Below are 12,536 nucleotides of genomic sequence, written 5' to 3'. Positions count from 1 at the left end.
TCGGGCATGCCCTGTGCGCGCGGATCAAGGGAACTTTAGATGCATCAGCTGCAATACGTCCACCAACCGACGGTTGGACAACACGAGGCTTGATTCCGAGAGCTTTCTCTCAGTGCCGAAGGGGCAAGATAGCTGCCAGGAACTCAGCGTTGGCGCGGCACGTTGCTAAGTCGTTGACCTTCGCAAAGGATGCATGCAATGGCGAAAGACATATCTCGCGAGGAAGAGCAACGCGGCACCGAAAAAGTTCTCTTCTGGGGCGCTGCGATTGCCCTTATCCTTTTTGTGTCTCTGCTGACCATCGCCCTCATCGGGACGTCCTGATCTGTTTCGACAGCAGGATTGGACCGGCGGGCGCGAGTCTTGGCGAGCTTAGGGCGGATGCCGGGCTGCTGCCCGTATAAGCCACTCCCATCCGCCGTTTGTCGTCTCGATCGCGAGTGGCAGCAACGCGCAGAATTCAGAAACTGTCCCAATCCGACCCGGTCGGCTGTCCTTCGCTGGAGACGAAAAGCCACGAGCAGACGCTACAGGCCTAACTTCTCCCGCAGTGCATCAATGCGTTTAGAAGCCTCCGCCTTGCTGAGGCCATCAGCGTAGGCGTCAGGGTCGTCGGCCTGTTCGGCAAGAGTTTTCAAATAGGAGGCTTGCGCGGGAGTCATTGGGTCAGCTCCGCTGACCCAATCTTCCGGGTCCTTTTCGACATTTGCCGATGCCTCGATTTTTGGGTTGTGCTGGTCGCCCATGATCAATCTCCCTCGATGATCACCACAATGAGAAATGATCATGATTTGTTCCGCCACATTGGTAGCTTTCTCAGACCGTTTGCACTGGCCCGGTCTGCGGATCGAATAGAACCAGCGAAGGCCGCGTTCGAGCGGCGCCTTTGCTTGGACTGCGCTGCCGTAGAAAAGCTGCGTCGTCGTCATATTTTTTAATTAATTCAGCTACTTCAACAGTCGCAATGGAATCACGTGAGAGCTGTTGCAATCGGCCGCTCCGCCGCCTATTGTGTCTTGCAACAGCTCGGAGCTAAACGTAGGGTAACTGTTGAATTGGCTGATTTTGTTGAATTAAATAACGATCAGCGTCGGGAAAAAGTCAATTCCGACCAGCGCTTCATTGCGCTCAAGGAGGCCCAAAGGAAGGCGAAGAGCTTTCGGGGATCCCTCGTCTGGCACACCGTGAACAGCATCGACCACCTGATGCGAAGCTACTACGACGCCGCGGGCGTACGACACCAAAAGGCAGAGGGTCGGCGCTCGCCGACGAGCGAAGCTCTCAAGGCGGATTGGGAAGCAGCTCGCGCGTCGGCCCAAGAAACGCTCTCTGCGCGACAGGAGCAGATGGAGCGCCAATCTGCTGTCAATCGCGCGCTCCGGCTTGGACGTGTTCCCCTGATCGCCGCAAGAATTATCAGAGCAATCGATGACGCCGGTCTTCTCGGGGAAGGCATTCGTATTGCAGGCACGAATGCGGTCTACGCCTATGAGGCGGCGGCCGGAGTGTTCGTGGATCCCGGAATCACATCGACGCAAGATATCGATCTCCTCATGGACTCGCGCCAGTCCCTCAGGATCATGTCTGGCGCCAACGTCGAACATGGAGCGCTCATCAACCTTTTGCGTAAGGTCGATCGGTCTTTCGAGCGTTCATCCGCCACGTTCCGCGCGGTGAACCGCGACGGATACCTCGTGGATCTGATCAAACCGCTTGCAAACCCGGCGTGGAAGCCGAGCCGGGAAACTGTCGGGAAGGCCGACGACGAATTGGTGGCCGCCGAGATCGCCGGCCTGGCATGGTTGGAAAGTGCCCCTGCTTTCGAAGCAATCGCCATCGATGAAAAAGGCGGACCGTTACGGCTCGTGGTTCCCGATCCGCGTATTTTTGCCGCTCACAAGTTCTGGGTCTCAAAACGAGCGGATCGCGAGCCAATCAAGCGCCGTCGCGACCTGGCCCAAGCGCAAGTGGTTGGCCGGCTGACGACGCAGTATCTCGAGCATCTCCCCTACGAAGCAAGCGAGCTTCGGGTCCTCCCAAGGGCCGTTTTCGACGAGGCTAATCATTTATTCGCGCGACCAGCGTCGCGGCTGTGAATGTCTGAGCTACATGTTGGCCGGCTGAATTGGCCCTCAACTTCCAACCGATCGAAGACGCGGCCCAGCAGCGCCAGATCGGAGGGACGAAAGACGCCAGCTTCCTCTGCTTTGGGACCAATTGGCATGACACCCCTTGATGTAGGCTCAGCCGACAGAATCGAACTAATTGGGCGGCTGCCAGCCGCCGAACCAGATCCTCCACCCCCGCGTGGTCGTTCTCCACCGAGAACGTCTCGCCGGAAGGCAAAACATGCACGTCGAGCCGATCCTTGGAAACGTCGATGCCAACAATGATTTTCTAATCGGGCTTCGCTTGTGGCCGCCCTAGACATAGCGGGCTGTTCTGCTGGAGCGGCGATGGCCAGTCGGGCACCGGGTTGCTGAGCTATCGCGGTCGCGGCACCGCATTTCGCAAGTCTCTGCACGTCATGCCACGATCGCCGGTTTTGCTTGTTGCAAGGCCGGCACTCCTGCCTTTTCTAATGATCCCCGACCGCGCCACGAACCAGTTCGTGGGGAGAAACGGGGACCCGCATGGCGAACAACCATCATGCCAGCAAGGGAGTGGCGTCGCGCGGCGCGCGCATGCTGCGCACCGCCCTCGGCCCGGCCATCGCAGGCTTCCTTGACGATCCAGCCATTGTCGAGGTGATGCTCAATCCCGACGGTCGCCTGTGGGTTGATCGTCTCAGCGAAGGACTCGTTGCAAGCAATGAAATCCTGATCGCGGCCGACGGCGAACGGATCGTCAGGCTGGTCGCGCACCATGTCGGTGCGGAGGTGCATTCGGGCTCGCCGCGCGTTTCGGCTGAACTGCCCGGGGGCGAACGGTTCGAGGGTCTGTTGCCGCCTGTCGTTAAGGCACCAACATTCGCCATCCGCAAGCCGGCAGTCGCGGTGTTCACGCTTCAAGATTATGTCGCTGCCGGCATCATGACCGAAGGCCAGGCTGACGTACTGCAGCTTGCCGTCGAGACACGGAAGAACGTGCTGGTGGCCGGCGGCACATCGACCGGCAAGACCACGCTGGTCAACGCGCTTTTGGCGGAGGTGGCTAAAACCGCCGAGCGCGTCGTGCTGATCGAGGACACACGCGAGTTGCAGTGTGCTGCGCCCAATCTTGTAGCGCTGCGCACCAAGGACGGTGTCGCCTCGCTTTCCGATCTGGTGAAGTCATCATTGCGGCTTCGGCCCGACCGCATCCCGATCGGCGAGGTACGCGGCGCGGAAGCGCTCGATCTGTTGAAGGCCTGGGGCACCGGCCATCCCGGCGGCATCGGCACCATCCACGCCAATTCTGCCATTGGCGCATTGCGCCGCCTGGAGCAGCTCGTGCAGGAGGCCGTCGTTACGGTTCCGCGCGCACTGATTGGCGAAACCATAGATATCATCGCAGTTCTCGCTGGCCGCGGCTCAGCGCGCCGGCTCGTCGAGATCGCCCTGGTCGACGGGCTCGATCCGGCCACCGGCGACTACCGCACCCTGGAAGCAAATTTCGAGACCACAACGACCGTGAATCACCACTCGCCCTATGGAGCTTCAGAATGACCCGGATCCGATTCAATTCCTCGACTTTCCGTAAGCTTGCCGTGGAGCTGTCGTATGCGGCGACCGCTGCGATCATGACGATTGCGCCCGCCCATGCTGCCGGTTCCTCCATGCCTTGGGAGGAGCCCCTTCAGCAAATTCTCGAATCGATTGAGGGTCCAGTCGCCAAGATCGTGGCAGTGATCATCATCATCGTAACCGGCCTGTCGCTCGCTTTCGGCGACACGTCGGGCGGATTTCGCCGGCTGATCCAGATCGTCTTCGGGCTGTCGATCGCTTTCGCGGCAAGTTCGTTCTTCCTGTCCTTTTTCTCCTTCGGCGGCGGAGCGCTGATCTGATGGAGGAAGAGATCCGTGGCTTTTTCGCGCCGGTGCATCGCGCGCTCACCGAGCCGATCCTGCTCGGCGGCGCGCCGCGTGCAGTCGCGATTGCCAACGGCACGCTGGCCGGCGCGATCGGATTGGGACTTCGCTTGTGGATCGCCGGGCTCGTCATCTGGGCGGTCGGGCATCTCGTGGCCGTCTGGGCGGCAAAGCGCGATGCGCAGTTCGTCGACGTGGCCCGCCGGCACCTTCGCTATCCCTCGCATTTCGGCTGTTGAGCTCCTCATCATGATGAACCTCGCGGAATACCGAAAGAGCGGCGCCAGCCTCGTCGACTATCTGCCGTGGGCTGCACTGGTGGCGCCGGGCGTGGTGCTCAACAAGGATGGCAGTTTTCAAAGGACGGCGCGTTTTCGCGGGCCGGATCTGGACTCCGCCACGCCGGCCGAGCTGGTCGGCACGACCGCGCGGCTCAACGGCGCGCTTCGCCGGCTCGGCTCCGGCTGGGCAATTTTTGTCGAAGCGCAGCGCAATCCTGCCGGCGGCTACCCAGACAGCCGGTTCCCGGATTGCGCATCCGCACTTCTCGACATCGAGCGTCGCGAACAGTTCGAAGACTCCGGTGTGCTGTTTGAAAGCAGCTACTTCCTCACCTTCGTGTGGCTGCCTCCGGCCGAGGAAGCGTCGCGAATGGAGAGCTGGCTCTACGAAGGCCGGGAAAAGACGGGCGTCGATCCTTGGGAGCTCCTGAAGATTTTTATCGATCGGACCGACCGCCTGCTCAACCTCATCGAGGGCTTCGTTCCCGAAGCTGACTGGCTCGATGACGGAGAGACGCTGAGTTACCTGCACTCAACCATTTCGACCAAGCGGCATCGCGTTCGCGTGCCAGAAACGCCGATGCATCTCGACGCTCTGCTTGTCGATCAGCCGTTGGCCGGCGGGTTAGAGCCGAGGCTTGGCGATGCGCATCTGCGCACACTCACCATCACCGGGTTTCCGACGATGACCTTCCCGGGGATTCTCGACGATCTTAATCGGCTTGCCTTCCCCTACCGCTGGTCGACGCGGGCGATCATGCTGGACAAGACCGACGCGACCAAGTTGGTGACGAAGATACGGCGTCAGTGGTTCGCGAAACGAAAATCCGTCGCCGCGATCCTCAAGGAGGTGATGACCAACGAGGCATCCGTTCTCGTCGACTCTGACGCCGCCAACAAGGCGGCCGATGCGGACGCGGCGCTCCAGGACCTGGGCTCTGATCAGATCGGCGAAGCCTATGTCACCGCCACCGTGACAGTCTGGGACGCCGATCCGTCGCTTGCGGACGAAAAGCTGCGTCTGGTTGAAAAGATCATTCAGGGCAGGGACTTCACCTGCATCGCCGAAGGCGTCAATGCTGTCGAAGCTTGGCTGGGCGGCATCCCTGGCCATGTCTATGCCAATATTCGCCAGCCGCCGCTTTCCACGCTCAACCTTGCGCACACGATTCCGCTCTCCGCGGTCTGGGCAGGTCCGATCGCGGACGAGCATCTTGGAGCGCCGCCGCTGTTCTTCGCCAGGACGGAGGGCGCCACACCATTCCGGTTCAGCCTGCATGTTGGAGACGTCGGCCACACCCTAGTCATCGGCCCGACGGGCGCCGGCAAGTCGGTCCTGTTGGCGCTGATCGCGCTTCAGTTCCGGCGTTACGAGAACAGCCAGGTCTTTGCCTTCGATTTCGGTGGCTCAATCCGAGCTGCCATGCTCGCCATGAATGGTGATTGGCACAGTCTCGGAAGCAATGCTGAAAGCGGGCAGGGCTCTGACGATCCGTTGCCCTTGCTCACCTTGTCCGATCTGTCGGACGACGTTCATACCGTGGCGCTACAGCCGCTTGCCCGCATCCATCATACGCCAGAGCGGGCCTGGGCGGCCGACTGGCTTGTCGACATTCTGCTGCGCGAGGGCGTGACCATCACGCCGCAGGTCAAGGAACATCTGTGGTCGGCACTGACATCGCTGGCTTCTGCGCCAGTCCAGGAGAGAACGGTGACTGGCCTGTCCGTGCTGCTGCAGTCCTCGCCGCTGAAACAGGCCCTTGGCCCCTACTGCATCGGCGGTGCTTATGGCCGGCTGCTTGATGCCGAGCACGAGCGTCTCGGCGAAGCCTCCGTCCAGGCGTTCGAAACCGAGGGCCTGATCGGCACGGGTGCTGCTCCCGCCGTGCTTGCCTATCTGTTCCACCGCATCGAGCAGAGGATGGACGGCCGGCCAACACTGCTGCTCATCGACGAGGGCTGGCTGGCGCTCGACGATGGCGGTTTCGCCGACCAGCTGCGCGAATGGCTGAAGACGCTGAGAAAGAAGAACGCCAGCGTGGTCTTCGCCACGCAGTCGCTTTCCGACATCGACGGATCGCCAATCGCGCCGGCAATAGTCGAAAGCTGCCCGACGCGGCTGTTCTTGCCGAACGAGCGCGCCATCGAGCCGCAGATCACCGAGATCTACCGACGCTTTGGCCTCAACGATCGCCAGATCGAGATCATCGCCCGGGCGATACCGAAGCGCGACTATTACTGTCAAAGCCGCCGCGGCAACCGTCTGTTCGAACTGGGGCTCGGTCCGATCGCGCTGGCGCTCTGCGCCACATCGTCCAAATCCGACCAGGCCGCGATCGACCGGATAGTCACCGAGGCAGGCCGAGACCATTTCCTCGAGGCCTGGCTAGCGGAGCGCGGTCTCTCCTGGGCGGCCGACCTCATCCCAGGTCTCACCAACGTGATCGACCAGTCCACCAAGGAGATTTCGTCATGAATTCCATTCTTGCAGGCAGCCGTATCCGTCGCATGGCGGCAGCCGGCGCCATCGCCGTCGTCACGGCGCTTTCATCGGCACCAGCATCAGCGCTGATCGTGTTCGATCCCAGGAACTATGCCGAAAACCTGCTTTCGGCATCACGTGCCCTGGAGCAGATTCACAACCAGGTCACCTCGCTGCAAAACGAAGCGCAGATGCTGATCAACCAGGCGAAGAATCTCACGTCGCTGCCGACCTCGCTGCTTGGCCAGATCGAGGGCGATTTTTCCGAGATGAAGACCCTGCTCGGCGAGGCCGAGAAGCTGGCCTATAGCGTCCAGGATATCGAGAGCCAGTTTGCCTCCACTTACACGAATTTCGGTTCGGAACTCTCCAGCCAGCAGCTTGTCGAGGGCGCGCGCCAGCGCTGGCAGACCTCGGTGTCTGCCTTCGAGCATTCGCTGAAAACCGGCGCCGTCGCAGTCGACAACATCGCAGGGACACAAGGGCAGACGAGTGCGCTGGTCAGCGCCAGCCAGTCGGCTGTCGGCGTGCTGCAGGCGACGCAGGCCGGCAACCAGCTTCTTGCCGTGCAGGCCAAGCAAGTTGCCGATCTCACCGCGATGCTGGCAGCACAAGGCAGGGCCGAGGCCCTTGAGCAGGCGAGGAGGGCAGCCGCGCAGGAGCAGGCACGGGAACAGTTCAGCCGTTTCATGACGGGCAGCAGCTACAGCCCGTCACCCGTAAAAATGTTCCACGACTGAGGCGAAGACCGCATGGATCTCAAGATCGCCGCCCGGATGACAGCTGTTCTTGCCCTTGGCGCCGCCATGACCGCCGCCTTCATGGCGCTGCGCGGCGACGGCTCGCAGGACGCGTCCTCCCCGCGCTCCGCACATTCGGGCGGCGAGCCGGCAAGCGTCGAACTTGCCAGATGCCGGGACATCGGCATGGCGGCGATTGATGACGACACCTGCAGGAAAGCCTGGGCTGAAGGCCGCCGACGCTTCCTGCAGCCATCTCGTCCCGTAGCGCCGAATCCGGCTCCGTCGATCGAAAAAGACCCGAGCCGAATGTTGCCGCTGCAACCGCCAACATCGCCCCTCGCGGAAGACCGGCTACATCGGGAAACGGTGGCGCCATGAACGACACCGGCGTCATCGACCGCTTCCTCGAGACTTTCACTCGCTACATCGATTCCGGGTTTGGCCTGCTCGGCGGCGAGGTGGCATTCCTGACCTCCACGCTGATCGTCATCGACATCACGATTGCCGGCCTGTTCTGGGCTTGGGGTGCTGACGAGGACGTGCTGCACCGGCTGGTGAAGAAGACGCTCTATATCGGCTTCTTCGCTTTCGTCATCGGCAACTTCAACCGCCTCGCCGGCATTGTCTTCGAGAGCTTTTCCGGGCTCGGCCTGAAGGCTGGTGGTTCGGCACTTTCCGGCTCGGCATTGCTGCAGCCGGGCCGCGTCGCGCAAGTCGGCATCGACGCCGGCAATCCGATCCTCGAGGCCGCCAGCCAGCTGATGGGCTACGTCTCGTTCTTCGAGAATTTCGTCCAGATCGTAGTGCTTATGATCGCCTGGGCGATCGTACTGATTGCGTTCTTTCTTCTGGCCGTCCAGATCTTCGTCACGCTGGTCGAATTCAAGCTGACGACGCTTGCCGGCTTTGTGCTGATCCCCTTTGCGCTGTTCAACCGGACCGCCTTTCTTGCCGAAAAAGTGCTCGGCAACATCGTTGCCTCCGGCGTGAAGATCCTGGTCCTTGCCGTCATCGTTGGCATCGGTTCGGGCCTGTTCGGCGAGTTCACCCAAGGCTTCGGTGCCGAGCAGCCCACAATCACGGATGCGCTGTCGCTCGTCCTGGGCGCTCTGTCGCTGATGGGGCTGTCGATCTTCGGTCCCGGCATTGCGACGGGGCTGGTTTCTGGTGCCCCGCAAATGGGCGCAGGTGCCGCTATTGGCGCGAGCCTCGTCGCTGGCGGCGTTGGCGTGGCTGGCGCTATGGGTGCTCGCGCCGGATTGAGCGGCGCAGCAGGCGCTCTCAATGCCGGTGCGCGTATGTCGGCAGCAGCCGCACGCGGCGGCGCACACCTGGCCGGCAGCACTTCTGCCGCCTGGGAACTTGGCGCGGCGACATCTGGAAGAGACGGTGCAGGCTCGGTCGCCGCCGGCATGGCAGGTGTCGCCAGGGCTGGCGCCAGAGCTGCCGTTCAACCGGTGAGGCAGGCCATGTCGCGCGCTGCGTCGGCGCTGTCCGACAGCTATGAGCCCGGTCGCTTTGCGGCTTGGACTGCGACGACTGGAAAGCACTCGTCGGGCACGGCTTCCTCCGGTGACTGGCCGACCACCGAGGCCAGTTCCGACGCCCCGCCCGCATGGGCAAAACGCATGAAGCGCAGCCAAGCCATGAGCCATGGCGCCAGCGCCGCCGCCCATTCTGTCCATTCGAGTGATGATGGCGGCGGCTCGATGAATGTTTCCCTCGATCAGGACGACCGCCGATGAACCCCTTTAGACGCCCTTTCGTTCGTTATGCAAAAACGCCTCACCCTGAGACGCCATATCAGCGTGCAGCCCAGATTTGGGACGAGCGCATCGGCTCGGCTCGCGTCCAGGCGAAGAACTGGCGGCTGATGGCCTTCGGCTCGCTCGTCCTGGCCGGCGGTTTTGCATCCGCATTGATCTGGCAGTCGACGCGCGGCTCGGTGGTTCCCTGGGTGGTTCAGGTCGACAAGTTTGGCGAGGCGCAGCTTGTCGCCCCGGCCGTTGCCGACTATCGGCCGACCGATCCCCAGATCGCCTGGCATCTGGCCCGCTTCATCGAGCAGGTCAGAAGCATTCCGGCCGACCCGGTCATCGTGCGCCAAAATTGGCTGCGCGCCTACGATTACACCACGGACAGAGGCGCCATTTCTCTCAATGATTACGCCCGCTTGAACGACCCGTTTGCCAAAGTGGGCAAACTCCAGATCGCGATCGAGGTTTCCAGCGTCATCCGTGCTTCGCCCGATTCCTTCCGCGTCGCCTGGCACGAGCGCCGCTACGAGAACGGCAACCTGGCCGGCACCGAGCGCTGGACCGCAATCCTCACGATCGTGATTCAACAACCTCGCAACGCCGATCGGCTGAAAGCCAATCCGCTCGGCGTCTATGTCAACGCCATCAGCTGGTCGAAGGAGCTTTCATGATGTGTGCGGCACGAACAAGGAGATCGGCGAGACCGGCCACGCGCAATGCGCCCAAGGCACGTAGGCTTGCCCTGGCGCTGCTGTCGGCAACGGCGCTCGCCGGCTGTGCTTCGAAAAAATACATTCCGCCGCAGATCGCCTATGACGATGCGGTGCCGGCCGTGCGCAAGGTCGACCCGCCTGGTCCGGTGAAGGTGGTCGAAGTGCCGAAACCGCTTCCGCTGCCGGGTCAGTTGAAACCGGTCGACGCCACGAAGGTAAAGCCGGAGCCGACCGATCCGAAGCAGCGGATCAGCCAGGCGAACGAGGCAGCAAGAATGCAGCCGGTTCGCGACGGGTTCGTCAATGCCATCCAGCTTTATCCCTGGAGTGAGGGGGCGCTCTACCAGATCTATGCCGCGCCCGGCCAGGTCACCGACATCGCCTTGCAGCCCGGCGAACAGCTTGTCGGCTCCGGGCCTGTGGCCGCCGGCGACACGGTGCGCTGGATCATCGGCGACACACAAAGCGGGGCAGGGGAGCGCCAGCAGGTCCATATTCTTGTGAAGCCGACACGGCCAGATCTCCAGACCAATCTCGTCATCAACAGCGACCGCCGCACCTATCATCTCGAGCTGCGTTCGACCGAAAACACCTACATGGCTTCCGTCTCCTGGCAGTATCCACAGGACCAGCTGATTGCGCTGCGGCGCCAGAACGCGCAGGCTTCCGCCGCACAGCCGGTTGCGTCCGGCGTCGACATCCAGAAGCTGAATTTCCGCTATCGCATCGAGGGCGACACAGCACCCTGGCGGCCGCTTCGCGCCTTCGATGACGGTGCAAAAGTCTACATCGAGTTCCCGTCAGGCATAGGGCAGGGCGAAATGCCGCCGCTCTTTGTCATCGGCCCGTCGGGCGGCTCGGAACTGGTCAACTACCGTGCTCGCCAGAACTACTACGTCGTTGATCGGCTGTTTGCCGCCGCTGAATTGAGGCTCGGCGACAAAACAAGCGAAAAGCGCGTCCGCATCGTGCGCACGGACGGCAAACGAACCTCGCCCAGCACGAGGCTGTTCCGATGAGCGATCCTGCAAATGCACCCAACCAGGACATTCGAGCGGAACTGCGCCTGCGGCCCGAACCGGCCAGGGTCACGCGATTGTCGCGCAAGGTGCTGATAGGCGTTGGTGGAGTTGCCAGCGCTGCGATCCTCGGCACGTTGATTTGGGCGCTCGACACCAGACAGCGCGGAACCGAACAGCCGCCCGAGCTTTTCACCACCGAAAACCGCTCAACGGCCGACGGGCTACAGAAGCTGCCGAAAGACTATGCCGGTGTTCCGCAACTCGGCCCCGCGCTGCCTGGCGATTTGGGCCGGCCGATCTTGCGTGCCCAGGAGCGCGGCCAGCCGGTTGGGGCGTCCAACGTCAGTGGACCGCGCGCCGATCCGGAGGAGCAGCGCCGACTGGCCGAGATCGAGGCCGCACGCGTAGCGAAGCTCTTCACCGATACGAACACGAGAGCTGGGCACGCACGACAGGCTGCTGGCAGCAGTGTCATAGAACCGGACACCCAATCTGGTCTGACTCTGCCCCCCGGGCCGCCACCGATCGATCCTGGTGCCGCGCAAAACATGCAGGATCGCAAGCTGGCCTTCGTCAATGCCGAGCCAGACCTTCGCACCGTCAGTCCCAATCGGCTCGCCGAGAAGGCCTCGCCCTATGTGGTGCAAGCCGGCACTGTCATACCAGCTGCCCTTATCACCGGCATCCGCTCCGACCTGCCTGGCGAGATCACCGCTCAGGTCACGGAAAATGTCTACGACAGCCCAACGGGCTCATTCCTCCTGATCCCGCAGGGTGCACGGCTGATCGGCCAATACGACAGCCAGGTCGCCTTCGGCCAGTCGCGCGTGCTGCTGGTCTGGAACCGGCTGATCATGCCGGACGGCACTTCAATCGTGCTGGAGCGCCAGCAGGGCGCAGACGCTGAAGGATTTTCCGGACTTGAAGACGAGGTTGACCATCATTGGGGCCAGATGTTCCGTGCCGCAGCACTCTCGACATTGCTGGGCATTGGGACATCGCTTGGGTCCAGCGACGACGAAAGCGAAATCGCCAAGGCCATCCGCGAAAGCGCGCAGGATTCGGCCTCCGATATTGGCCAGCAGCTCGTGCGCAATCAGCTCAATGTCCAGCCGACGCTCACCGTGCGGCCCGGTTTCCCGGTTCGCGTCATCGTCAATCACGACCTGGTGCTGGCGCCGTACGGCGGGAAGGATCCATCATGACCAAGCTGAAACTTTCCGCCATTCCCGATGACCGTCCGGTCAAGATCACGGTCGAACTGCCTGCCGCCGTTCATCGCGACCTTGTCGCTTATGCCGATGTGCTTGGCCGTGAAAGCGGCCAGACAATCGCAGATCCGGCAAAGCTGATCGCGCCAATGCTGGCACGATTCATGGCAACGGACAGGGCATTCGGCCGAATGCGTTCCCAGACGAACTCGGGGTAATCAAAGGCAGCGATCGGCCTGATGCTTGTCTGCTCGGCCTGACGGTTGTCCGCACTGAGAGCCACCCCGCATCTGCTCAAGATCAGCATTGCTGTCGGCT

14 protein-coding genes and 1 pseudogene are annotated in these 12,536 nt (G+C 62.1%); 13 read left to right on the top strand and 2 right to left on the bottom strand.

Annotation, left to right across the window (positions count from 1 at the left end; all coding sequences use genetic code 11):
- Positions 1 to 198 precede the first annotated feature (198 nt).
- On the top strand, positions 199 to 324 hold the full coding sequence (locus NKH23_RS18530) for a hypothetical protein (RefSeq protein ID WP_352912360.1): 126 nt from the start codon (positions 199 to 201) through the stop codon (positions 322 to 324).
- Positions 325 to 527: 203 nt separating this feature from the next.
- Here NKH23_RS18530 and NKH23_RS18525 read toward each other — a convergent pair whose 3' ends face one another.
- The gene (locus tag NKH23_RS18525) at positions 528 to 746 is read right to left on the bottom strand and encodes a DUF3072 domain-containing protein (protein ID WP_352912459.1); all 219 of its coding nucleotides are present in this window, start codon (positions 744 to 746) and stop codon (positions 528 to 530) included.
- 309 nt (positions 747 to 1,055) lie between these two features.
- On the opposite strand from NKH23_RS18525, the gene NKH23_RS18520 reads away from it, so the two are divergent.
- On the top strand, positions 1,056 to 2,096 hold the full coding sequence (locus NKH23_RS18520; protein WP_353035140.1) for a GSU2403 family nucleotidyltransferase fold protein: 1,041 nt from the start codon (positions 1,056 to 1,058) through the stop codon (positions 2,094 to 2,096).
- A gap of 181 nt (positions 2,097 to 2,277) precedes the next feature.
- On the opposite strand, the pseudogene NKH23_RS18515 reads toward NKH23_RS18520, so the two are convergent.
- Positions 2,278 to 2,394: pseudogene (locus NKH23_RS18515) on the bottom strand (IS110 family transposase); the annotation flags it as partial.
- Positions 2,395 to 2,633: 239 nt separating this feature from the next.
- Here NKH23_RS18515 and trbB point away from each other — a divergent pair.
- The 11 genes from trbB to NKH23_RS18460 all read left to right on the top strand — a co-directional run bounded on the left by trbB (position 2,634) and on the right by NKH23_RS18460 (position 12,436).
- Positions 2,634 to 3,647: a P-type conjugative transfer ATPase TrbB gene (trbB, locus tag NKH23_RS18510; RefSeq protein WP_352912356.1), complete on the top strand. Its 1,014-nt coding sequence runs from the start codon at positions 2,634 to 2,636 to the stop codon at positions 3,645 to 3,647.
- Positions 3,648 to 3,721: 74 nt separating this feature from the next.
- Positions 3,722 to 3,985, top strand: a complete 264-nt coding sequence (locus NKH23_RS18505) for a TrbC/VirB2 family type IV secretion system protein (RefSeq protein ID WP_352474837.1) — start codon at positions 3,722 to 3,724, stop codon at positions 3,983 to 3,985.
- On the top strand, positions 3,985 to 4,248 hold the full coding sequence (locus NKH23_RS18500) for a VirB3 family type IV secretion system protein (protein WP_352912354.1): 264 nt from the start codon (positions 3,985 to 3,987) through the stop codon (positions 4,246 to 4,248). The genes NKH23_RS18505 and NKH23_RS18500 overlap by 1 nt, the downstream gene beginning before the upstream one ends.
- Before the next feature lie 10 nt (positions 4,249 to 4,258).
- On the top strand, positions 4,259 to 6,766 hold the full coding sequence (trbE, locus tag NKH23_RS18495) for a conjugal transfer protein TrbE (RefSeq protein ID WP_352979306.1): 2,508 nt from the start codon (positions 4,259 to 4,261) through the stop codon (positions 6,764 to 6,766).
- Positions 6,763 to 7,512, top strand: coding sequence for a P-type conjugative transfer protein TrbJ (trbJ, locus tag NKH23_RS18490; protein ID WP_502908418.1), 750 nt, complete (start codon positions 6,763 to 6,765; stop codon positions 7,510 to 7,512). The genes trbE and trbJ overlap by 4 nt, the downstream gene beginning before the upstream one ends.
- 12 nt (positions 7,513 to 7,524) lie before the next feature.
- Positions 7,525 to 7,893, top strand: a complete 369-nt coding sequence (gene trbK-alt / locus NKH23_RS18485; protein WP_352912352.1) for a putative entry exclusion protein TrbK-alt — start codon at positions 7,525 to 7,527, stop codon at positions 7,891 to 7,893.
- Positions 7,890 to 9,260: a P-type conjugative transfer protein TrbL gene (gene trbL, locus NKH23_RS18480; RefSeq protein WP_353035138.1), complete on the top strand. Its 1,371-nt coding sequence runs from the start codon at positions 7,890 to 7,892 to the stop codon at positions 9,258 to 9,260. Before trbK-alt ends, trbL begins: the two co-directional genes overlap by 4 nt.
- Positions 9,257 to 9,943, top strand: a complete 687-nt coding sequence (trbF, locus tag NKH23_RS18475) for a conjugal transfer protein TrbF (protein ID WP_352912348.1) — start codon at positions 9,257 to 9,259, stop codon at positions 9,941 to 9,943. Before trbL ends, trbF begins: the two co-directional genes overlap by 4 nt.
- The gene (gene trbG / locus NKH23_RS18470) at positions 9,940 to 11,004 is read left to right on the top strand and encodes a P-type conjugative transfer protein TrbG (protein ID WP_352912346.1); all 1,065 of its coding nucleotides are present in this window, start codon (positions 9,940 to 9,942) and stop codon (positions 11,002 to 11,004) included. Before trbF ends, trbG begins: the two co-directional genes overlap by 4 nt.
- Positions 11,001 to 12,212 carry a TraB/TrbI/VirB10 family type IV secretion system protein gene (locus NKH23_RS18465; RefSeq protein ID WP_352912344.1) on the top strand — a complete coding sequence of 404 codons (1,212 nt, stop codon included), beginning with the start codon at positions 11,001 to 11,003 and terminating at the stop codon, positions 12,210 to 12,212. The genes trbG and NKH23_RS18465 overlap by 4 nt, the downstream gene beginning before the upstream one ends.
- A complete protein-coding gene (locus tag NKH23_RS18460) occupies positions 12,209 to 12,436 on the top strand; it encodes a DUF2274 domain-containing protein (RefSeq protein ID WP_352912342.1) in 228 nt (75 codons plus the stop codon). The genes NKH23_RS18465 and NKH23_RS18460 overlap by 4 nt, the downstream gene beginning before the upstream one ends.
- Positions 12,437 to 12,536 lie beyond the last annotated feature (100 nt).

Origin of the sequence: Mesorhizobium sp. M1328 (genome assembly GCF_040318075.1) — a bacterium.
In the GTDB taxonomy this organism is placed as follows: domain Bacteria; phylum Pseudomonadota; class Alphaproteobacteria; order Rhizobiales; family Rhizobiaceae; genus Mesorhizobium.
The sequence above is the reverse complement of the archived record's forward strand: the minus strand, read 5'-3'. Positions and strand labels throughout refer to the sequence as shown.